The 20357-nt window shown below is 63.7% G+C and carries 23 protein-coding genes; 17 read left to right on the forward strand and 6 right to left on the reverse strand.

Annotation, left to right across the window (positions count from 1 at the left end):
• Positions 1-18: 18 nt before the first annotated feature.
• The 8 genes from GA566_RS01585 to GA566_RS01615 all read left to right on the forward strand — a co-directional run bounded on the left by GA566_RS01585 (position 19) and on the right by GA566_RS01615 (position 6763).
• Complete coding sequence (locus tag GA566_RS01585) at positions 19-957, forward strand: methyltransferase domain-containing protein (protein ID WP_160471335.1); 939 nt, start codon at positions 19-21, stop codon at positions 955-957.
• 265 nt (positions 958-1222) lie between these two features.
• Positions 1223-1786 (forward strand): DUF2244 domain-containing protein, encoded by a 564-nt coding sequence (locus GA566_RS01590; protein WP_160471338.1) that lies wholly within the window; start codon positions 1223-1225, stop codon positions 1784-1786.
• A gap of 11 nt (positions 1787-1797) precedes the next feature.
• Positions 1798-3066: a cytochrome c oxidase subunit II gene (gene coxB, locus GA566_RS01595; RefSeq protein WP_137925969.1), complete on the forward strand. Its 1269-nt coding sequence runs from the start codon at positions 1798-1800 to the stop codon at positions 3064-3066.
• A gap of 39 nt (positions 3067-3105) precedes the next feature.
• A complete protein-coding gene (gene ctaD, locus GA566_RS01600; RefSeq protein WP_137925970.1) occupies positions 3106-4746 on the forward strand; it encodes a cytochrome c oxidase subunit I in 1641 nt (546 codons plus the stop codon).
• A gap of 64 nt (positions 4747-4810) precedes the next feature.
• Entirely contained in the window at positions 4811-4957 is a 147-nt protein-coding gene (locus GA566_RS32840; protein ID WP_171020433.1) for a cytochrome oxidase small assembly protein, read from the forward strand.
• 36 nt (positions 4958-4993) lie between these two features.
• Positions 4994-5587, forward strand: a complete 594-nt coding sequence (locus tag GA566_RS01605) for a cytochrome c oxidase assembly protein (protein ID WP_137925971.1) — start codon at positions 4994-4996, stop codon at positions 5585-5587.
• 1 nt (position 5588) lies between these two features.
• On the forward strand, positions 5589-5804 hold the full coding sequence (locus tag GA566_RS01610) for a DUF2970 domain-containing protein (RefSeq protein ID WP_137925972.1): 216 nt from the start codon (positions 5589-5591) through the stop codon (positions 5802-5804).
• Positions 5805-5902: 98 nt separating this feature from the next.
• The gene (locus tag GA566_RS01615) at positions 5903-6763 is read left to right on the forward strand and encodes a cytochrome c oxidase subunit 3 (RefSeq protein ID WP_137925973.1); all 861 of its coding nucleotides are present in this window, start codon (positions 5903-5905) and stop codon (positions 6761-6763) included.
• A gap of 105 nt (positions 6764-6868) precedes the next feature.
• Here the strand turns inward: GA566_RS01615 and GA566_RS01620 are convergent, their stop codons facing one another.
• Positions 6869-7078 carry a twin transmembrane helix small protein gene (locus GA566_RS01620; protein ID WP_160471341.1) on the reverse strand — a complete coding sequence of 70 codons (210 nt, stop codon included), beginning with the start codon at positions 7076-7078 and terminating at the stop codon, positions 6869-6871.
• Between the two features lie 57 nt (positions 7079-7135).
• On the opposite strand from GA566_RS01620, the gene GA566_RS01625 reads away from it, so the two are divergent.
• From GA566_RS01625 to GA566_RS01645, 5 genes are all read left to right on the forward strand, one after another.
• Positions 7136-7924, forward strand: coding sequence for an SURF1 family protein (locus GA566_RS01625; RefSeq protein WP_137925974.1), 789 nt, complete (start codon positions 7136-7138; stop codon positions 7922-7924).
• Complete coding sequence (locus GA566_RS01630; protein ID WP_137925975.1) at positions 7921-8589, forward strand: cytochrome C oxidase subunit I; 669 nt, start codon at positions 7921-7923, stop codon at positions 8587-8589. Before GA566_RS01625 ends, GA566_RS01630 begins: the two co-directional genes overlap by 4 nt.
• Before the next feature lie 44 nt (positions 8590-8633).
• On the forward strand, positions 8634-9737 hold the full coding sequence (locus GA566_RS01635; protein ID WP_137925976.1) for a heme A synthase: 1104 nt from the start codon (positions 8634-8636) through the stop codon (positions 9735-9737).
• The gene (gene cyoE, locus GA566_RS01640; protein WP_171020434.1) at positions 9734-10678 is read left to right on the forward strand and encodes a heme o synthase; all 945 of its coding nucleotides are present in this window, start codon (positions 9734-9736) and stop codon (positions 10676-10678) included. Before GA566_RS01635 ends, cyoE begins: the two co-directional genes overlap by 4 nt.
• Positions 10679-10773: 95 nt before the next feature.
• A complete protein-coding gene (locus GA566_RS01645) occupies positions 10774-11388 on the forward strand; it encodes an SCO family protein (RefSeq protein ID WP_137925977.1) in 615 nt (204 codons plus the stop codon).
• A gap of 71 nt (positions 11389-11459) precedes the next feature.
• Here GA566_RS01645 and rpoH read toward each other — a convergent pair whose 3' ends face one another.
• Positions 11460-12395: an RNA polymerase sigma factor RpoH gene (gene rpoH, locus GA566_RS01650; protein ID WP_137925978.1), complete on the reverse strand. Its 936-nt coding sequence runs from the start codon at positions 12393-12395 to the stop codon at positions 11460-11462.
• Positions 12396-12736: 341 nt separating this feature from the next.
• On the opposite strand from rpoH, the gene GA566_RS01655 reads away from it, so the two are divergent.
• Positions 12737-13609 (forward strand): pirin family protein, encoded by an 873-nt coding sequence (locus GA566_RS01655; protein ID WP_137925979.1) that lies wholly within the window; start codon positions 12737-12739, stop codon positions 13607-13609.
• 18 nt (positions 13610-13627) lie between these two features.
• Here the strand turns inward: GA566_RS01655 and ybiB are convergent, their stop codons facing one another.
• The 4 genes from ybiB to GA566_RS01675 all read right to left on the reverse strand — a co-directional run bounded on the left by ybiB (position 13628) and on the right by GA566_RS01675 (position 17708).
• Entirely contained in the window at positions 13628-14611 is a 984-nt protein-coding gene (gene ybiB, locus GA566_RS01660; protein WP_160471343.1) for a DNA-binding protein YbiB, read from the reverse strand.
• An 80-nt stretch (positions 14612-14691) separates the two neighbouring features.
• Positions 14692-15495 carry an ABC transporter ATP-binding protein gene (locus GA566_RS01665; protein ID WP_160471345.1) on the reverse strand — a complete coding sequence of 268 codons (804 nt, stop codon included), beginning with the start codon at positions 15493-15495 and terminating at the stop codon, positions 14692-14694.
• A gap of 10 nt (positions 15496-15505) precedes the next feature.
• Positions 15506-16348, reverse strand: coding sequence for a nitrate ABC transporter permease (gene ntrB / locus GA566_RS01670; RefSeq protein WP_202126724.1), 843 nt, complete (start codon positions 16346-16348; stop codon positions 15506-15508).
• A 67-nt stretch (positions 16349-16415) separates the two neighbouring features.
• Positions 16416-17708 (reverse strand): CmpA/NrtA family ABC transporter substrate-binding protein, encoded by a 1293-nt coding sequence (locus tag GA566_RS01675; protein WP_160471348.1) that lies wholly within the window; start codon positions 17706-17708, stop codon positions 16416-16418.
• A 497-nt stretch (positions 17709-18205) separates the two neighbouring features.
• Between GA566_RS01675 and GA566_RS01680 the strand changes: the two genes are divergently transcribed.
• The 3 genes from GA566_RS01680 (at position 18206) to GA566_RS01690 (ending at position 20200) form a co-directional block, all read left to right on the forward strand.
• The gene (locus GA566_RS01680) at positions 18206-18907 is read left to right on the forward strand and encodes a fumarylacetoacetate hydrolase family protein (protein WP_137925983.1); all 702 of its coding nucleotides are present in this window, start codon (positions 18206-18208) and stop codon (positions 18905-18907) included.
• 4 nt (positions 18908-18911) lie between these two features.
• The gene (gene maiA, locus GA566_RS01685) at positions 18912-19559 is read left to right on the forward strand and encodes a maleylacetoacetate isomerase (protein WP_160471350.1); all 648 of its coding nucleotides are present in this window, start codon (positions 18912-18914) and stop codon (positions 19557-19559) included.
• A gap of 158 nt (positions 19560-19717) precedes the next feature.
• A complete protein-coding gene (locus tag GA566_RS01690) occupies positions 19718-20200 on the forward strand; it encodes a hypothetical protein (protein WP_160471352.1) in 483 nt (160 codons plus the stop codon).
• Positions 20201-20357: the final 157 nt, after the last annotated feature.

The following is a 20357-nucleotide window of genomic DNA, read 5'->3' on the forward strand; positions in this document are numbered from 1 at the left end:
TTGCTGCCCTGTCCGTCCGTGTCCCTGCATGCTTCTGAATCCCCCGATGCCTGGTTGCCGCCCGCGCGGCTGACCCGGCTTGCCTTCGACCGCCGCAGCCCGCGCTTCGGCCAGCTCGATTTCCTGCTTGGCGAGATTGGCCAGCGCATGCAGGAGCGGATGGAGGTGGTCAAGCTGCAACCGCGCCGCGCGCTCGATATCGGCTGCGGCCACGGGCAGGGTCTGGCGGGTTTGCGTGCACGCTTTCCCGACGCGCAGATTGCCGGGCTCGATATCTCCGGCGCGATGTTGCAACAGGCCGGGCAGCGCGATCCGCAGCGCCGGCCCGGCTGGATCGGCCGCATGCTGGGCAAGCGGCCGATGTTCGATCTGGTGCAGGGCGATCTTGCCACATTGCCCTTCGGCGCCGCCAGCTTCGACCTGCTGTGGTCGAACCTCGCGCTGCACTGGCACCCGGAGCCGCATCGCGTCATGCCCGAGTGGCACCGCGTGACGGCCGACGAGGGCCTTGTCATGTTTTCGCTGTTCGGGCCCGATACGCTGAAAGAACTGCGCAACGCGTTTGCCGATGTCGATCTGGACGCGCACACGCTGCGTTTCGTCGATATGCACGATATCGGCGACATGCTCGTGCACAGCGGCTGGTCCACACCCGTGATGGACATGGAGACGCTGACCGTCACCTACGAATCCCCGGAGAAGCTGTTGCAGGAAGTGCAGGCGTTCGGTGGCCTCCGTCGTCCGGGCAACCCCGGGCTACGGGGCCGCCGCTGGCATCGCGCCGTGCTGGCCGCGCTCGATCGGCAACGTAACGCGGATGGCGTGATACCGCTGACATTCGAGATTGTCTACGGCCACGCATGGAAAATTCCCCCGCGTGGCAAACAGGCGACTGACGATCAGGGGCGTGCCATCATCCCGGTCGACAAGATCGGCCGCGCACCTCGCCCCCGCTGACGCGCGGGGGGCACCACGGTTGCCCGACAATCGGACCGCATCGTTTGTGTTGCCTATCGGGGCCTGTGGTGTCATGCACAAAAATGCGCACGAGGCAAGCACTTCGGTCAAATCCTAAGTTGTTCGAGTATGCGAAGGGTCATATAATGGCCCGGTTTGTCGCAGTGGTCCCCTGGCACAAGAACGCTTCTGGAATGCACTTCGCACGTGCTCTCCTTGTGGCGCCTTTCGTCCCGGGTGTGCATCCGATGCAGAGTGGTTGGCGATGCAAGACTTGGGTATCGCATTCCAGACGGCAGTAGGTGACTCCGGCGGAAATCTCGACGGACGCACCCCCTTGCCGAGCAACTGGCTGATGAAGCGGAATTGCTCGCTCTCTCCCCGCCAGGTTGCCTGGTTCTACTTCTCCATCGCATGTTTCTCGATTGCCGTCGCGGCGTTTGTCACCGTGTGGCATGGGGCCTGGCTCGTGTTGCCGTTTGCGGGCCTGGAACTCGCGGGGCTGGGGATTGCCCTGCTGGCGTATGCGCGCCATGCGACGGATTATGAACGCGTGTGTGTAACCGACGGCATGCTGGTCGTGGAGACAGCCAGCGCCAGCCGGATCACGCGGGAAGTCTTCAATCCGCACTGGGTGCGGGTTGAACTGGGTGAATCGTTCCGGGCGCTGGTGGTCTTGCGGTCGGACAAGCGCACGGTACGGGTGGGGTCGTATCTGGACCCGTATCGGCGGCGCAAGTTCGCGCAGGAACTCGTGGCGGCCCTGCATGGCATCCGGACCGGATGCGACGCAGGGCAGGGCGGGGACAGATTTGAATCTGCAGATTAGGTAGATAAACAATGAAAATGTGGAAGAAGGCATCCGCAGCATGTCTGGCGGGGGCATCCCTGCTCGTCAGCCAGGCGGCCTCTGCTGTCAGCGACATGCCAGGCGGTCCCGCCGTACGGCAGCTGAACCTGACCGAACCCGTTACAAAAATCGCCGAACAGATTCACTGGCTGAACTGGATGATGCTCATCATGTGCACGGTGATCTTCATCGCCGTGTTCGGCGTGATGTTCTATTCCATCTTCAAGCACCGGAAGAGCAAGGGCGCCAAGTCAGCCTCGTTCCACGAAAGCATCACCGTGGAAGTGGTCTGGACCGTCATCCCGTTCCTGATCGTGATCGCAATGGCGCTGCCTGCCACCAAGACCGTGGTGGCCATGAAGGACACCACCAACTCGGACATCACGATCAAAGCCACCGGCTACCAGTGGAAGTGGGGGTACGACTACCTCAAGGGGCCGGGCGAGGGCATCTCGTTCGTGTCCACGCTGACCACGCCGCGCGAGCAGATCAACAACCAGCAGGAAAAATCGAACACCTACCTGATGGAGGTGGACAACGAGCTGGTGGTCCCGGTCAACAAGAAGGTCCGTATCGTCACGACGGCCAATGACGTGATCCACGCCTGGATGGTGCCGGCCTTCGGCGTCAAGCAGGACGCGATCCCCGGCTTCGTGCGCGACACGTGGTTCCGCGCCGAGAAGACCGGCGTGTACCGTGGCCAGTGCGCCGAGCTGTGCGGCAAGGAACACGCGTTCATGCCCATCGTGGTGCGCGTGGTGTCCGACGCCGAGTACACGAAGTGGGTCGACGATCGCAAGAAGGCCATGGCCGCTGCCGCCGACGATCCCAACAAGACGTGGACGATGGACGAGATCAAGGTGCGCGGCGAGAAGGTCTACGCCGCCAACTGCGCGGTCTGCCACCAGCCCAACGGCAAGGGCGCCGGCGCATTCCCGGCGCTGGACGGCTCGAAGGTGGTCACCGGCCCGAAGGCCGGCCAGATGCACATCCTGCTGGAAGGCAAGGCGGGCATGCCGTCGTGGAAGCAACTGTCCGATACCGAGCTGGCTGCCGTGATGACGTACACGCGCAACAGCTGGAGCAACAAGACCGGCGAAGTGATTCAGCCGGCGGACTTCGTGAACGCCCGTGCGGGCAAGTTCCCGGAAGGCGGCGGCGCACAAGCCGGCGCTGGCGATGCAGCCCCCAAGGCCGCAACGCCGACCGAGTCCAAAGACAAGCAGGCCAGCCTCGCGGGCAACCGCGTCGCAGGCTGACCCGCGGCTGCCCCGCATTCAGCAATTGGAGTCATTGCGATGAGTACCGTTACCCCGGAGACACTGGGCCATCCGCACGACCACGCGCACGATCAAGGGCATGGCCACGGCCATGACCACGATCACGACCACGCGCACGATCATCCGCATGGCTGGCGCCGGTGGCTGTTTGCCACCAACCACAAGGACATCGGCACGCTGTACCTGCTGTTCTCGTTCACGATGCTGCTGTCAGGCGGCGCGCTGGCACTGCTGATCCGCCTGGAGCTGTTCGAGCCGGGCCTGCAGTTCTTCCGCCCCGAACTGTTCAACCAGTTCACCACGATGCACGGCCTGATCATGGTGTTCGGCGCGATCATGCCTGCGTTCGTGGGCTTCGCGAACTGGATGATCCCGCTGCAGATCGGCGCATCGGACATGGCGTTCGCGCGCATGAACAACTTCAGCTTCTGGCTGATGCCGCCGGCCGCGCTGCTGCTGGTGGGTTCGTTCTTCGTGCCGGGCGGCGCCACCGCCGCGGGCTGGACGCTCTACGCGCCGCTGTCGGTGCAGATGGGCCCCGGCATGGACATGGCGATCTTCGCCATGCACATCATGGGCGCGTCGTCGATCATGGGCTCGATCAACATCATCGTCACCATCCTCAACATGCGCGCCCCCGGCATGACGCTGATGAAGATGCCGATGTTCTGCTGGACGTGGCTGATCACCGCCTACCTGCTGATCGCCGTGATGCCGGTGCTGGCTGGCGCCATCACGATGGTGCTGACCGATCGCCACTTCGGCACGAGCTTCTTCTCGGCAGCCGGTGGTGGTGACCCCGTGATGTACCAGCACATCTTCTGGTTCTTCGGGCACCCCGAGGTCTACATCATGATCTTGCCCGCGTTCGGCATCGTGTCGCACGTGGTGCCGGCCTTCGCGCGCAAGCGTCTGTTCGGCTATAGCTCGATGGTGTACGCCACGGCGTCGATCGCGATCCTGTCGTTCATCGTCTGGGCGCACCACATGTTCACCACGGGCATGCCGGTGACGGGCCAGCTGTTCTTCATGTACGCGACGATGCTGATCGCGGTGCCTACGGCCGTGAAGATCTTCAACTGGATTGCCACGATGTGGCGCGGCTCGATGACGTTCGAGACGCCGATGCTGTTCGCCATCGGCTTCATCTTCGTGTTCACGATTGGCGGCTTCACGGGCCTGATGCCGGCCGTGGCACCGATCGACATCCAGTTGCAGGACACATACTTCATCGTGGCCCACTTCCACTATGTGCTGGTGGCGGGCTCGCTGTTCGCGCTGTTCGCCGGCTTCTACTACTGGGGGCCGAAGTGGAGCGGGTTCATGTACGACGAGATGCGCGGCAAGATCCATTTCTGGGGCTCGCTGATCTTCTTCAACGTGACCTTCTTCCCGATGCACTTCCTGGGCCTGGCCGGCATGCCGCGCCGCTACGCGGACTACCCGACGCAGTTCACGGACTTCAACGCCGTGGCCTCGCTGGGTGCGCTGGGCTTCGGTCTGATGCAGGTGTACTTCTTCTTCGCCGTGGTGCTGCCGTCGTACCGTGGCGGCGAACCCGCTGGTGACAAGCCGTGGGATGGCGCCGAAGGTCTGGAGTGGACCGTGCCGTCGCCGGCACCGTTCCACACCTTCGAAGAACCGCCGCACGTTCGGTAACAGGTATTTGCAGCAGGGCCGGATGCCTCGCGCATCCGGCCACTCAGTTGAAAACACGAGAATCATGCAGACCCCAGCAAAAAGCCCGTCGCACACCGAAAGACAAGCCAGCCAGAAAGCCGCCAACCGGCGCCTGGGCCTGATCCTGCTGTCGATCGTGGCGGTCTTCTTCCTGGGGTTCTTCGCCAAGATGGTTTTCCTTGGCGGCTGAACCCAGAAAAGAAAAATGACATAGCAGGAGACAGGCGTGGATGCGCAGGACAAAGCCCTAGAAAAGCGTTTCAACCGCGGCATGCTGATGCGGCTGCTGGTGCTGGTGACGCTCATGTTCGGCTTTGGCTACGCGCTTGTGCCGCTGTACAAGGCGATCTGCGATATCACCGGGTTGAACGTGGTCACCACGCGCGACCTGCACGGCGCCGGATCGCTGAAGAATACGCAGGTGGACAAGAGCCGCACGATTACCGTGGAGTTCGATTCCAACGCGCGTGGACCGTTTGCGTTCCGGCCGGTGAAGCACTCGATGGAAGTGCATCCGGGCGAGCTGACGACGATCGTGTACGAAGTGGCGAACGGCCAGACGCGCGATATCTCGGCGCAGGCCATTCCGAGCTACGCGCCGAAGCAGGCGACCGAGTATTTCAGGAAGGTGGAGTGTTTCTGCTTCAAGCAGCAGACGCTGAAGGCGAACGAGGCGCGCGAGATGCCGGTGGTGTTCGTGATCGATCCGAAGCTGCCGAAGGATGTGAAGAACATCACGCTGTCGTACACGTTCTTCGAGGTTGGCACGCCGGTGGCACAGGCCCCGGCGGAACCGGCCACCGAGCAGAAGGGGAGTTGAGATGCCGACGAACGATCCCGTCAATCGCAAGCTGTCTTTCGGGCAGACGATACGCGCGGTGCTGTGGTCGTTCATCGGGTTGCGCAAGGGATCGGAGCACGAGTCTGATATGGCGCGGCTCAATCCGATCCACGTGATCATCGCAGGGCTGATTGCGGCGGCGGCATTCGTGGCGATCCTGATCGTCATCGTGAAGATCGTAGTCAGCCAGGCATAGCAGGGCAGCAGATACAAAGCGAGCACGCCACCGGCAGACGTCTGGGGCCGGATGGGCGGAAAACCATGAAATCGAGACTTTGAGCTGGAGATAGAAGAATGAGTGCGAATCGCGCAAACGCCCCGTACTACTTCGTGCCGGGCCCGTCGCGCCATCCGATCACGGCGGCTTTTGGCCTGCTGCTGACCGGTGCCGGCGCGGCCGGCTGGGTCAACGGGCAGCCCTGGGCGCCCTATGTTTGCGGCTTCGGGCTGATCTGGTTCCTGTTCGTGCTCAAGAGCTGGTTCGGCGACGCCATCGGCGAATCCGAAGGCGGGCTGTACGGCAAGAACATCGACGTGTCGTTCCGCTGGTCGATGGGCTGGTTCATCTTCTCCGAGGTGATGTTTTTCGCGGCGTTCTTCGGCGCACTGTTCTACGCGCGGACCATCGCCATGCCGTGGCTCGGTGACCTGAACAACAAGATCATCTGGCCGGACTTTGCCGCCGTGTGGCCCAACACCGGCCCGGCGGGCGTGGTGGAAGACTTCCGCACGATGGGTCCGTGGCCGATCCCCACGATCAACACGGCACTGCTGCTGACATCGGGCGTGACGCTGACCTGGGCGCACCACGCACTGCTGGCCGGCAAGCGTAGCCAGGTGATCCAGGGCCTGGCGCTGACGGTGCTGCTGGGTGCGATCTTCATGGGGCTACAGGCGTACGAGTACATCCACGCTTACCGCGACCTGAACCTGAAGCTGACCTCGGGTGTCTATGGTTCGACGTTCTTCCTGCTGACCGGCTTCCACGGCTTCCACGTGACGATGGGCGCGATCATGCTGGCGGTGGTGCTGGGCCGCGTGCTCAAGGGCCACTTCACGCCGGATCACCACTTCGCGTTCGAAGGCGCCGCCTGGTACTGGCACTTCGTGGACGTGGTGTGGCTGGGTCTCTACGTGGTGGTGTACTGGCTGTAAGCGCGGCCGCCCGCGTGGCGGCTTGCCGTACCGATGCAGAGTCGAAGCGCCGCGAGGGCCAGGGGTCCGGCGGCGCTTCTGTTTTTGTCGGGGAAGGTCGCTCGCTCAGGGCGACATCAGGATGCCGGTGCTGTGAATCCAGCCCATCCAGTTGGCAAACAGGATGAACAGGAACAGCGCCACCGAGAAGCCCACGCGCAGCATCAGCGAGCGCATCATGTTGGGCGTGCGGCCCCGGTCGCGCATCATGAAGAACAGCGCGGAGGCCAGGCTGCCGATGATCAGGATGAGGGCAACAATGATGACAAAGCGCATGGCGGGGCCTGTTCTGGGAAGCGCCCATTATGGCATCGCATCGCAGCGGGAAAACCCGTGACGACCCGTACGAAGCGCGTGTTGTGGCGCTCACCCGGTGCGGTGCCGATCATCGCGGCGCTGGTGGTGATTGCCGTGACCTGTGCGCTCGGCAACTGGCAACTGCGTCGCGCGCACGAGAAGATCGATCGCGCGGAGCGGCTGACATCGCTGGCGGCACAGCCGCCGGTGGAACTTGCTGCAGGCAGCGACGCGCAACTCGTCGATCGCAAGGTCCGCGCATGGGGCACGTTCGACGCGGCGCATACCGTGCTGCTCGACAACCGTCCGCATGGCAACGGCACGGACACGCGCGCGGGATTTCTGGTTCTGACGCCGTTGCGTCTGGCCGATGGTGCCGCGGTGCTGGTGCTGCGGGGCTGGCTGCCGCGCAATGTACAGGACCGCACGCGGATCGCGCCTTTTTCGACGCCATCCGATGAGGTGCAGATCGACGGCACGGCACTTGCCGGTGTGCCGCGTGTCTACAGCATGGGCCGTGACCCGGCGGCAGAAGCCGGGCAGAAGATCCGCCAGAATGTGGACCTCGCCGCGTTGTCGCGCGAGATCGGCGCACCACTGCTGCCTTTGGTACTGGAGCAATCCAGCGATAACGCCGACGGCCTGGCGCGCGACTGGGCGCCGGCCGACCTCGGCGCCGATCGTCACTATGGCTACGCCGCGCAGTGGTTCGGGCTGGCCGCCCTGACGCTGGTGCTGCTGGCCGTGCTCGGCTGGCGCCGCGCCCGACTCGAACGCCGGGAGGGGCCGCAGGCCGCATCGGCACAGAACCTAACCGAACGATGAACGTACAGACCGAACCCATGTCGCAGCAAGATCCTTCGGCCACGCCCCAGCCACCTGCCGACGCCCGCATCGATGCACGCACACGCCGTGGCCGCCTGCAGATGCTCATGCTGCTGCTGGTCTGCGCCTCGCCGGTGCTGTTCTCGTACTTCACGTACTACGTGATCAAGCCCGAGGGCGGCAGCACCAACTACGGCGCCCTGATCGATCCGCAACGTCCCATGCCGGCCGTCACGCTGACCGACGAGCGCGGCCAGCCAATGCCGCTGGCGCAACTGCGCGGCAAGTGGGTGATGCTGATGACCGATCCGTCGGCCTGCGGCGAAGCCTGCGCGCGCAAGCTGTTCACGATGCGTCAGATCCGGGCGGGGCAAGGCGAGAACCGCGAGCGGATCGTGCCGGTCTGGCTGATCCAGGATGCGGGCGAGGTGGACGGACGGCTCGCCGCCGCCTACAACGAACCCTATGCGGGGGTGCGATTCCTGCGCATGGACGCCGGGGCCATCGCAAAATGGCTGCCGGCCCGCGAGGGTGGCCGCGTCGAGGACACGATCTTCCTGGTGGACCCGCTCGGCAACCTGATGATGCGCTGGCCCGCCGATCCCGATCCGGCCAAGGTCAGCAGCGACCTCAAGAAGCTGCTCAAGTACTCGCGTATCGGATAATGGTCGGCTTCTAAGGTTTTTACGATTTCACCGGTTGTATCGCAATGCTGCTCCAGCTCGCCATCATTGGCATCCTGATCGCCCTGCTGCCACTGTCCTATGTGATGGTGCGCGGCAGCCGTGACAAATACCGCAAGCTCGTGTGGATCACGGCGTTCCTGACGCTGGACCTGATCATGTTCGGCAGTTTCACGCGGCTGACCGATTCCGGGCTGGGTTGCCCGGACTGGCCCGGCTGCTACGGCCACTCCAATCCCCATTCGGCAATGGAGCCGATCCGCGCTGCCGAGACCGCGCTGCCCAGCGGCCCGGTCACGCTCATGAAGGCGTGGATCGAAATGATCCATCGCTACTTCGCCATGGCGGTGGGCGTGCTGATCATCTCGCTGATGGTGCTGGCCTGGGTCAAGCGGCGCGAACTGCGGCAATCGCCGTGGTTCTCCACGGGCGTATTCGTGCTGGTCTGCGTGCAGGGGCTGTTCGGCGCGCTGACCGTGACGATGAAGCTGCAGCCGATCATCGTGGTCACGCACCTGATGCTGGCGATGCTGCTGCTCGCGTCGCTGATCTGGCTCGGTTCGCGCAACGATCCGCCGCATCCGGTGGCGCCGCAGGCGGCGTCGCTGCGCCGGGCCGGCGTGCTGGCCGTGGTGCTGCTCGTCATCCAGATCTTCCTGGGCGGATGGGTGAGCACCAACTACGCGGTGCTGGCCTGTACCGATTTCCCGCTCTGCAACGGCCAGTTGGTGCCCGAGATGGACTTCCGGCACGGCTTCACGCTGTGGCGACAACTCGGGATGACGGCGGATGGCGACTACATCCCGCACGCGGCGCTGGTGGCCATTCACTGGGTGCATCGCGGCTTCGCATTCGTGGTGCTCGGCTACCTGCTCTGGTTCGGCCTGCGGACGATGCGGCTGGAGGGTCTGGCGCGCCACGGCAAATGGTTGCTGGCGGTGCTGGCGCTGCAATTGGCGACGGGTTTGTCGAACATCGTGTTCGACTGGCCGCTCGGCGCGGCGGTGTTACACAATGGTGGAGCAGCCCTGCTTTTGATACTGTTACTCCGTCTCAACTACAATATCGGCCTCGCGACCCGCTCCGCAGGCGCCGCCGCTCCTACCCGGATAGCCGCGCGCGTCACATGAAGGACAAGATGCCCCCCGCCGTTTCCGCCACCGCTGCCCATCCCCGTTCCCCGGTGGGCCGATTCGTCCACCTGGCCCGCCAGTACGCCGCGCTGACCAAGCCGCGCGTGACGCAACTGGCCGTGTTCTGCGCCGTCATCGGCATGTTCCTGGCCACGCCGGGCATGGTGCCGTGGCCGGTGCTGATCGGCGGCGCAGCGGGTATCTGGCTGCTGGCCGGCGCGGCATTCGCCATCAACTGCCTGGTGGAACAGAAGATCGACGCGCGGATGCGCCGTACGGCGTGGCGCCCCTCGGCCACCGGCGAGATCACCACCGTCCAGACGCTGATCTTCTCGGCCGTGCTGGGCGGCGCGGGCATGTGGTTGCTGCACGCGTACGCCAATGACCTGACGATGTGGCTGACCTTCGCCACATTCCTCGGTTACGCGGTCATCTACACGATCCTGCTGAAGCCGGCCACGCCGCAGAACATCGTCATCGGCGGGCTGTCGGGCGCCATGCCGCCTGCGCTGGGCTGGGCCGCCGTGGCAGGCACCGTGCCAGCCGAGGGCTGGTTCCTGGTGCTGATCATCTTTACGTGGACGCCGCCGCACTTCTGGGCGCTGGCGCTCTATCGCCGGGCCGACTACGAGAAGTCCGGCCTGCCGATGCTGCCAATCACCCATGGCGAGCGCTACACGCTGCTCCACATCCTGCTCTATACGCTGGTGATGATCGCCGCCACGCTGCTGCCGTTCGTCTACGGCATGAGCGGCTACATCTATCTGGCCGCCGCGCTGGGGTTGGGGCTGGTTTTCCTGGGCTACGCCTGGGCGCTGTTCCGCAACTATTCGGACCAGCTGGCGCAGAAGACCTTCCGCTACTCGATCCTGTACCTCTCGCTGCTGTTCGCGGCGCTGCTGGTGGATCACTACTTCAAGTTCGTGCCGCAGATCTGACGCACCTGCCTGCGGCATCTTGACGCGCCCGGGAGCCAGCGCCGATGTGATCGGCGATACTTTCGGGCGTCTCTCCCCCTTCCTCCCACTGCCGCATGCCGAATTTCTCCACGAGTTTCTCCCTGTTGCGCCGCCTCTGCCTGCTCGCGCTCTGCACGCTGTTCCTCGCCGCGTGCGGCCAGCCGAAGCCTTCGTTCAAGAATGTCGATATCTCGGGCGCGTCCGATTTCGGCAAGGACTTCGCGCTCCAGGACCCCACGGGCAAGACGCGCACGATGGCGGACTTCAAGGGCAAGGTCGTGCTGATGTTCTTCGGCTACACCCACTGCCCCGACGTGTGCCCGACCACCATGGTCGAACTCAAGCAGGTCATGGAACAGATGGGCGCCGATGCCGACAAGGTGCAGGTGCTGTTCATCACCGTGGACCCGGAGCGCGACACGGCGCAGTTGATGGGGCAGTACGTGCCGGCCTTCGACTCGCGGTTCATCGGCCTGCGTCCCGCTGACGAAGTCGCGCTGAAGAAGGTGGCGAAGGACTTCAAGGTCTACTACGCCAAGGTGCCGGGGACGTCACCCCTGAACTACACGATGGACCACTCGGCCGGCAGCTACGTGTTCGACCAGAACGGCCAGCTGCGCCTGTTCATCCGGCATGGACAGGGCCCGGAACCCATCGCGCATGATTTGAAGGCGCTGATGGCCTCCTGAGCGTTCCACGGGGCATGAAAACAAAAAGGCCGGTCAGTTGACCGGCCTTTCGTACTTTCGGGGAGCGAGAGTCAGGCGAAAGCCGCCAGCGCACCCTTCATCTTCTTCATCGCCGCCGATTCGATCTGGCGGATACGCTCGGCCGATACACCGAACTCGTCAGCCAGTTCGTGCAGCGTGGAGCCGCCCGAGCCGTCATCGTTCACGTCGAGCCAGCGCGCCTCGATGATGCGGCGGCTGCGCGGATCGAGCTTGGTCAGGGCTTCTTCCAGACCCTCGACCTGCAGACGGTCCTGACGCTTGGCTTCCAGCACCTTGGTCGGCTCGTTGTGGTTGTCCGCGAGGTAGGCGATGGGCGCGAAGTCTTCTTCGCCATCGTCGACCTGGCCTTCCAGCGCCAGATCACCGCCTGCCATGCGGGTTTCCATCTCCATCACTTCCTCGGGCTTCACGTTGAGCTCGCGCGCAACGGCTTCCACCTGTTCGGGCGTGAAGGTGTGCAGGCCGGTCTTGTGGCTGCGCAGGTTGAAGAACAGCTTGCGCTGGGCCTTGGTGGTCGCCACCTTGACCATGCGCCAGTTCTTCAGCACGTATTCGTGGATCTCGGCCTTGATCCAGTGCATCGCATACGACACCAGCCGCACACCCTGCTCGGGGTCGTAGCGCTTCACGGCCTTCATCAGACCGATGTTGCCTTCCTGGATCAGGTCGGCGTGGGGCAGGCCATAGCCCAGGTACTGGCGGGCAATGGACACCACCAGGCGCAGGTGCGACATGACCATGCGACGCGCGGCGTCGACAGATTCGTTGTCGCGCAGATCGCGCGCCAGCCGAAGCTCTTCCTCGGGGGTGAGCATCGGAATACGGTGGACGGCCTGGATATAGCTTTCCAGATTGCCCAGCGTGCCCGGGAACGTCAGCGCGAAAGCGTTCGCAGCAGCGTTCTGGGGCGCCGTCGGCAGACGGCGGGAAACTTGGTTTTGATCGGCAGACAGGACTGCGTTCACTTTGACTCCTTTCGCATCCGGCTGGCAGTTGCCGGTGTGTCCCGGTGGGACACCGCATTGCAACGCATATTAGCACTCGAACCGGACGAGTGCTAAGTTTGAGGTCTTATGGGAATGATAGTTCCAGACGATCAGAAGCTATTTTCAAATAGGCACAAAACTTTGCTCCGGTGCCCCGGATCCGCGACTGGCAAGGGTTTGACGGCCGCGCTTCCTCAACAGGAATGTTAGAGGGCGTTATTGTCCATCGGTTTCCTACGAATTCTGAGGAATTCTGGGATGGTCTATTGCTGGATTCGCTACACTGGAAGTTGTTTTTCAGCCCCTTTCCGGAGCCATCCATGTCTGCTATCGAACACTTGCTGAAACCCCACGTCCGGGACATCGGCGAGTTCACAGTGCGCCGCCTGCTGCCGGCCGCTACCACCCAGACTGTCGGACCTTTCATCTTCTTCGATCACATGGGGCCTGTGGAGATGGCGCCCGGCCAGGGCATGGATGTGCGTCCGCATCCGCATATCGGGCTCGCCACCGTGACTTACTTGTTCGAGGGCGAGATCATGCATCGCGATAGCCTGGGCAGTGAACAGGTCATCCGCCCTGGCGACGTGAACTGGATGACGGCCGGACGCGGGATCGCACACTCAGAACGGTCGCCGGACGCCGCGCGCGAGGCCGGGCCGCGCCTGCATGGCATCCAGACCTGGGTGGCGCTGCCGAAGGCGCACGAGAACGATCCGCCCTCGTTCCACCATCACCCCGGCGCCACGCTGCCCAAGCTGGAACTGCCTGGCGTGCGCATGACCGTGATCGCTGGCGATGCGTTCGGCGCCGAGTCGCCCGTGCGTGTCTATAGCCGCACCTTGTACGTGGCAATCGAAATGGAAGCGGGCGCCAGTCTCGTGATTCCGGCGGAGCACGTACAGCGCGGGATCTATCCGGTGGACGGCAATGTGGAACTGGATGGCGAGACGCTGCCGGCCGAGCACCTGGTGACGCTGACGCCGGGCGAGCCTGTCACGGTGACCGCCACAATCCCGTCGCGCCTGATGCTGCTGGGCGGCGATCCCACTGACGGCCGGCGCTTCATCTTCTGGAACTTCGTGGCCAGCAGCAAGGACGCCATCGAGGAAGCCAGCCAGCGCTGGCAGGACGACCAGTTCCCGCACGTGCCGGGCGAGACCGAACGCATCCCGCTGCCGACACGGCGCTAGGCGCCCTTTACCTGTTCGTCAGACCGGGCTGGCCCAGGCCACCCGGGTGGCCTGCTTCAGGCATTCCTTGATCGTCTCGACCTGGGTGGCGATCGGGGCCGGCACGGGTGCCGCACCGTCGAGCACCTGCCGGATCCACGCAGCGGTGGCCGCCACATCGGTGCCCGGTGGCAGTTCGGGTACGTCGCCAATCGAGCCTGTAACCGGATCGATCATCGTCTGCTGATGGCCGTCGTGCATCCAGTCGATGCGCGTACTGCGCCGCGCGTCGGCCACCACCTCGCCTTCCGTCCCGCGTCCCAGCAATACATTGGCCGGTTCGTGCGAGAAGTAGTCGGTCAGCGTCTCGCGGTACTCGGGGTGGGTGTAGCTGTAGAGTCGCAGCGCCTCGCCCGGTGTGTGCTGGCCCACCGGCTGCAGCATCTTGACGATGGTGTGCGACGAATTGCGCAGGCCGATGATCGAACGCTTGTCGAGCAGCGTCGAGATTGCGGGCGACAGCACGTCGATGGGCAACACCGCCAGCGGATGCGATGATGCGGCCAACTGATCCTGTGCGGCCTGCGTGCTGGAAGCCAGCGGCACGCCCAGTGCTTCGAACAGTTCGAGGCTGGTCACCCGGCCTGCAAATGCGCGCACGCCATGCACCAGCGTCGGCACGCCATCGCGCGCCAGCAGAAGGGCCAGCAGCGGCACCAGGTTCGGTTGCTTGCGCGCGCCGTTGTAACTGGGGATGACCACGACGGGTTTGTCGGCGGGCGCTGCCAGTGGCTGGCAGTGCGCGTGCGCGGCTTCGAGCATGCCGGCCAGTTCGTGCGGGGCCTCGCCCTTGATGCGGTAGGCCATGAGCACCGCGCCCAGCTCGATATCGGAAACACGGCCGGCCAGCATGGCATCGAAGAGTGCCTGCGCGTCTTCGCGCGGCAGGGCACGGGCGCCATTGACGCCTCGGCCGATCTCCTTGATGTAGCGGGCGGCAGAAAACGGAGATGCAGAAGTCATGATGACTGCGGAATCGTGGGGGTGGCGTTCATGATAGCCCACGATTCCTGCTCGATCTGCACCATGACGTCACGGTTTGCTCAGGCAGCCTGTTGCAGCGCCGGATTGCGCTGCTTGCGGTACAGGAAGTCGAGCACGGCGGTACGGCAGGCGTGATAGGTGCGGTCGTCAGCCAGCGCCACGCGATCGCGCGGGCGCGGGATATCGACATGCAGGATTTCGCCAATCGTCGCTGCCGGGCCGTTGGTCATCATGACGATGCGGTCGGCCAGCAGCACGGATTCGTCCACGTCGTGCGTGACCATGACCACAGTGCTCTTCGTCCGTTCGACGATCTTGATCAACTCGTCCTGCAGATGGGCACGCGTCAGCGCATCGAGCGCACCGAACGGCTCGTCCATCAGCAACACCTTGGGCTGGATGGCGAGCGCGCGGGCAATGCCTACGCGCTGCTTCATGCCGCCCGAGATTTCATGCGGATACTTTGCCTCGGCGTGAGTGAGTCCCACAAGCGCCAGCGTCTCGTGCGTGCGCGCCTTGCGTTGTGCGGCGTTCTCCGTGGCCCCGAACACGCGGTCCACGCCGAGCAGCACATTCTCGAAGCACGTCAGCCAGGGCAGCAGCGAGTGGTTCTGAAATACCACGCCGCGCTCCGGGCCGGGCCCCGCGATCTCGCGCCCCGCGCAGATCAGTGCGCCGGTCGTGGGCGTGGTCAGGCCGGCAATCAGGTTCAGTAGCGTGGACTTGCCGCAACCCGAGTGGCCGATCAGCGTGATGAACTCGCCTTCGGCAATCGACAGGTCGATATCGCGCAGCGCCACGAAAGGTCCCTTGCGCGTCTTGAAGGTCTGTCCCACGCCTTCGATGCTGACGAATTTTTCCATGACGTCGCTCCTAGGTATTGCCGTAGCTGAAGCGGCGCGCCAGGGCCAGCAGCAGGTGCTCCAGCACCAGGCCCACCACGCCGATGATGAAGATGGCGATGACGATGTGTTCGACCTTGAGGTTGTTCCACTCGTCCCACAGCCAGAAGCCGATGCCGGTGCCGCCCGTCAGCATCTCGGCGGCCACGATCACGAGCCACGCGGTGCCGATGGAAAGCCGCACGCCCGTGAGCATGTAAGGCAGCACGGCCGGAAACAGCACGCGGCGGAAGATCGTCCATTCGGAAAGATCGAGCACACGCGCCACGTTCAGGTAATCCTGCGGCACGCGCGTCACGCCCACTGCCGTGTTGATGATCATCGGCCAGATCGAGCAGATGAAGATCGCCCAGATGGCTGCGGGGTTGGCTGCCTTGAACAGCAGCAGTCCGATGGGCAGCCACGCCAGCGGCGACACCGGCCGCAGCAGGCTGATCACGGGCGCTGCCATCGCATTGAGAAACGCGAATCGTCCGAGCAGGAAGCCAGCCGGAATGCCGATGACCGCGGCGAGCCCGAAGCCCGTTGCCACGCGTGCCAGCGATGCCAGGATGTTCCAGCCGATGCCCTGGTCGTTCGGGCCATTGCGATAGAACGGATCGGAGAACAGCGGCACGGCTGCATTCCATGTGGCACCCGGCGTGGGCAGCGACGGAATCATCGTGGCGATGCCGTGCCAGACGAGCACGAACAGCACGAAGCCCACCAGCGGCGGCACACACTTGAGCGTCAATGCGGAGATCGCCTCGCGCCGCGCGGCCTCCTTCTCCTGCGCGGCGATCTCCAGCGCACGGCGGCGCGTGTGCTCTTTCATGTCGGATTCCGCAGCGGTCTGAACGATGGTATTCACGGCAATCTCCCGGGCAGAGGCGTCAGAGCGGTCAGAGCGCCGACGCCTTGATCTTGAAGCCGTCGGCATACGCCTTCGGGTCCTTGGTGGCGTCCCACGTCACGCCATCGATCAGCTTGGCGGTACGGAAATCGCTCTTCGGCAGCGGCACCTGCGCGGCGGCTGCGCCTTGCTTGTAGATGTCGATGCGGTTCACCTTCTTCGCCACGGCCAGGTAGTCCGGATGGTCCTTGAGCAGGCCCCAGCGCTTGTGCTGCGTCAGGAACCACATGCCATCGGACAGGAACGGATAATTCGCGGCGCCATCCGAGTAGAACTTCATCGAATCCGGGTCATCCCACGTCTTGCCCAGCCCGTTGCTGTAGCGGCCCAGCATGCGGTCCAGGATGATATCCATGTCGGTGTTGACGTAAGACTTCGCGGCGATGGTCTCGGCGGTCTTGCGGCGGTTCGACGTGGAGGCATCGATGTACTTCGACGCTTCGAGAATCGCCGCCACCATGGCGCGCGCCGTGTTCGGATGCTTCTGCACGAAATCCGACGTGGTGCCGAGCACCTTCTCGGGGTGATCCTTCCAGATGGCCTGCGTGGTTTCTGCCGTGAAGCCGATCTTGTCGGCGATGGCGCGCGCGCCCCACGGCTCGCCCACGCAGTATCCGTCCATGTTGCCCACGCGCATGTTGGCCACCATCTGCGGTGGCGGCACGGTGATGGCTTTGGCGTCCTGCATCGGATGGATGCCGTTGGCGGCCAGCCAGTAGTAGAGCCACATCGCGTGCGTGCCGGTGGGGAAGGTCTGCGCGAACACATACTCGCGCTTCTCCTTCATCATCAATGCCTTCAGGCTCGCGCCATCCTTCACGCCCTTCTCGGCCAGCTTTTGCGAGAGCGTGATGGCCTGTCCGTTGTGGTTCAGGTTCATCAGCACCGCCATGTCTTTCTTCGGCCCGCCGATGCCGAGTTGCACGCCGTAGATGAGTCCGTACAGCACGTGCGCGGCATCGAGCTCGCCGTTGACGAGCTTGTCGCGCACGCTGGCCCAGTTGGCTTCCTTGCTCGGCGTGATCTTGATGCCGTATTTCTTGTCGAGGCCCAGCGTCGAGGCCATGACTACCGACGCGCAATCCGTCAGCGGAATGAAGCCGATTTTCACCTCGGCCTTCTCCGGGGCATCGGAGCCGGCGGCCCATGCGCCGCTGCGCACCAGCGGGTCTACCAGCGTCATCACGCTGGCGCCGGCGATGCCAGCCAGTACGCGACGGCGCGTGGGGCTGGAAGGAAGATCGAGCAAGACAGGTGCGGCAGCTTCAGGGCGGGGTGGCATCGCGATGGCTCCGAAAGAAAAAAAAAGCGTCCCCACTGCAGCCGTCTCGCAAAAAACGGATTGCAATGCAGGACGCCGTTGTCCGGTGGCGCGCTGAAATCTGAAAGGCGCACACACGCAAGTTGTGGATGTTCTGTTTGCTGCCCGGCCGTCGTTGGCCGTTGCATGGCACTACGCAAGCGGTGTGCCATGCTCGTTGCGGTGCACAAACGGGTAGCGCCTCGCGCGCTTTTCACCGAGCGGAGGCGCGGCGCGCCGGGCCGGTGCGGTGCGTCGCCATCGAATCGTGCGAATGGGAAAAAATCGTGCATCGCCATGCGCGACGCCGGCGCGTGGCTGCACGCCATGGCCGCGCCAGAATCGTGCAACGCACCGGCAGCGTGCGGTCCCACCTTGGGTGTATGCTTTCCCCCTGCCGCGCCGAGGCCACACTGGCCGTGTCCACCGAAAACGCCGGCGCGGCGTTCCATCAAAAGAGAAACAAGCTGGAGATCTGGATGACCGAGTTCGTATTTGCCCCGCAAGCCCCCGTCGGTGTGCCCGTGCGCGGCAGCAACGCAAGCTTTCCCGTGCGCCGTGTCTATTGCGTGGGCCGCAACTACGCCGCGCACGCCCGCGAGATGGGCTCGGACCCCGATCGCGAACCGCCGTTCTTCTTCTGCAAGCCGTCGGACGCAGTCAGCTACGTCGCCGATGGCACCGAGGGTACGTTCCCGTATCCGCCGGGCACCGGCAACTGCCACTACGAAGTGGAACTGGTTGTGGCAATCGGCAAGGGTGGCCGCGACATCTCCGTCGAACAGGCCGCCAGCCATGTGTATGGCTACGCGCTGGGTCTGGACATGACGCGCCGCGACCTGCAGAACGAATCGAAGAAGACCGGCCGTCCCTGGGAAACGGGCAAGGCGTTCGACAAGTCGGCGCCCATCGGCCCGATCGTGCCGGTTTCGGCCATCGGCCACCCGGAGAAGGGTGAAGTCACGCTGTCCGTGAACGGTGTGGAGAAGCAGCGCGGCGACTTGTCGGACCTGATCTGGTCGGTGCCTGAAATGGTGTCGTACCTGTCGAAGCTGTTCGAACTGCAGCCCGGCGACCTGATCTACAGCGGCACGCCCGAAGGCGTGGGTCCCGTGGTCAAGGGCGATGTCATGCAGTGCCACATCGCAGGCGTGGGCGACATGACCGTCAAGGTCGTCTGACGCCATGCTCGAGCTATACAGCTACTTCCGTAGCTCGGCTTCGTTTCGCGTGCGCATCGCCCTGAACCTGAAAGGGCTGCCCTATGACTACAAGGGCGTGCATCTGCTCAAGGAAGGCGGCATGCAACTGAAGCCCGAGTATCGCGCACTCAACGCCGACGGCGTGGTGCCGACACTCGTGGCGGACGGCCGCCCGCTGATCCAGTCGATGGCGATCATCGAGTATCTCGACGAGATCCATCCGGAACCGGCCCTGTTGCCGAAGGACCCGTACGACCGCGCGGTCGTACGCGGCCTGGCGCAGGAGATCGCCTGCGAAATCCATCCGCTCAACAACCTGCGCGTGCTGAAGTATCTCAAGCACGAACTGAAGGTGACAGAGGAAGCCAAGGACGCCTGGTATCGCCACTGGATCGAACAGGGCTTTGCTTCGCTGGAAATCAACCTTTCGCAACTCGGCCACGTCGGCCGCTACGCGTTTGGCGATTCTCCGACGCTGGTCGACCTCTGTCTGGTGCCCCAGGTATTCAACGCGCAACGGTTCAACGTAGACCTGACCCCGTTCCCGACGATCGCAAAGATCCATGCCGCGTGCATGGCGCTCGATGCGTTTCAGAAGGCGACACCGGGCGTGCAGCCGGATAGTGAGTAGGGACGCTGATTTAGGATTCTTCCGATCCTCCAAGGCCTGACGCAATGTCGGGCCTTTTTTGTTGGTTCTGTTGCATGCGTTCGGTCTTGCGGGAAGACAAATCCACTATCTCGGCTCACCGATATGCTGCGGGCGATCGATGTTTCTCAGGAGGACATGTGCGCGACATCCGATATCCGCTCCTTGATGGTGATATGACCTCCACAGGCGGCATTCTGATTGCCGTTTGTGAGCTGCCGGACTTGCACCATGGCAAGCAGGTCGCGGTGGAAGGAAATATTGCCACTTGCCCTGCCTGCAAAGATATCAAGGTGGCGCGTCCGGTAATTGGTAGGTTTGCGAAATGGGGCGTCGGCGTGATCGCCATTGCCGGAATCTGTATCTATGTCGGCGGATTTGTTATCGACATTGGTGGCCGCGTCACGACAAAGCCGGTGCTTCTCTATGAGCGGTTCGAAGGCATGCTGGCTGATGACCAGCCATTGCACGTGGTTGCCGAAAACACCAGATGCCGCGCTTTCCAGATTGGTATGAAAATTTTGATCAATTTCCGCATCTGGTGCGGCGGAAGCGTGGTCGGATGGACGGACGACACGGCGGCGTTCGATCCGCCGGTGGATATGAATTCGATAGTGCAGTAGCAGAAGCGGCGATTGTTGGCGCTAAATCGAAAACTCCCGGTTTTCTCCCCTCTCCCGCGGGCGGGAGAGGGGCGGGGGTGAGGGCAAGCGGTTCAAATTGCGATGTGGTTGGCAAGCGGAGCCTCCTGCCCTCTCCCCCAACCCCTCTCCCCCAACC

Source organism: Cupriavidus sp. SW-Y-13, assembly GCF_009793345.1.
Taxonomy (GTDB): domain Bacteria; phylum Pseudomonadota; class Gammaproteobacteria; order Burkholderiales; family Burkholderiaceae; genus Cupriavidus.

Coding starts and splice junctions, on each gene's coding strand:
- GA566_RS01590 (WP_160471338.1), top strand. CDS start 1,223: ATGCAAGACTTGGGTATCGCATTCCAGACGGCAGTAGGTGACTCCGGC.
- coxB (WP_137925969.1), top strand. CDS start 1,798: ATGAAAATGTGGAAGAAGGCATCCGCAGCATGTCTGGCGGGGGCATCC.
- ctaD (WP_137925970.1), top strand. CDS start 3,106: ATGAGTACCGTTACCCCGGAGACACTGGGCCATCCGCACGACCACGCG.
- GA566_RS32840 (WP_171020433.1), top strand. CDS start 4,811: ATGCAGACCCCAGCAAAAAGCCCGTCGCACACCGAAAGACAAGCCAGC.
- GA566_RS01610 (WP_137925972.1), top strand. CDS start 5,589: ATGCCGACGAACGATCCCGTCAATCGCAAGCTGTCTTTCGGGCAGACG.
- GA566_RS01615 (WP_137925973.1), top strand. CDS start 5,903: ATGAGTGCGAATCGCGCAAACGCCCCGTACTACTTCGTGCCGGGCCCG.
- GA566_RS01620 (WP_160471341.1), bottom strand. CDS start 7,078: ATGCGCTTTGTCATCATTGTTGCCCTCATCCTGATCATCGGCAGCCTG.
- GA566_RS01630 (WP_137925975.1), top strand. CDS start 7,921: ATGAACGTACAGACCGAACCCATGTCGCAGCAAGATCCTTCGGCCACG.
- GA566_RS01635 (WP_137925976.1), top strand. CDS start 8,634: ATGCTGCTCCAGCTCGCCATCATTGGCATCCTGATCGCCCTGCTGCCA.
- cyoE (WP_171020434.1), top strand. CDS start 9,734: ATGAAGGACAAGATGCCCCCCGCCGTTTCCGCCACCGCTGCCCATCCC.
- GA566_RS01645 (WP_137925977.1), top strand. CDS start 10,774: ATGCCGAATTTCTCCACGAGTTTCTCCCTGTTGCGCCGCCTCTGCCTG.
- GA566_RS01655 (WP_137925979.1), top strand. CDS start 12,737: ATGTCTGCTATCGAACACTTGCTGAAACCCCACGTCCGGGACATCGGC.
- ybiB (WP_160471343.1), bottom strand. CDS start 14,611: ATGACTTCTGCATCTCCGTTTTCTGCCGCCCGCTACATCAAGGAGATC.
- GA566_RS01665 (WP_160471345.1), bottom strand. CDS start 15,495: ATGGAAAAATTCGTCAGCATCGAAGGCGTGGGACAGACCTTCAAGACG.
- ntrB (WP_202126724.1), bottom strand. CDS start 16,348: ATGAAAGAGCACACGCGCCGCCGTGCGCTGGAGATCGCCGCGCAGGAG.
- GA566_RS01675 (WP_160471348.1), bottom strand. CDS start 17,708: ATGCCACCCCGCCCTGAAGCTGCCGCACCTGTCTTGCTCGATCTTCCT.
- GA566_RS01680 (WP_137925983.1), top strand. CDS start 18,206: ATGACCGAGTTCGTATTTGCCCCGCAAGCCCCCGTCGGTGTGCCCGTG.
- maiA (WP_160471350.1), top strand. CDS start 18,912: ATGCTCGAGCTATACAGCTACTTCCGTAGCTCGGCTTCGTTTCGCGTG.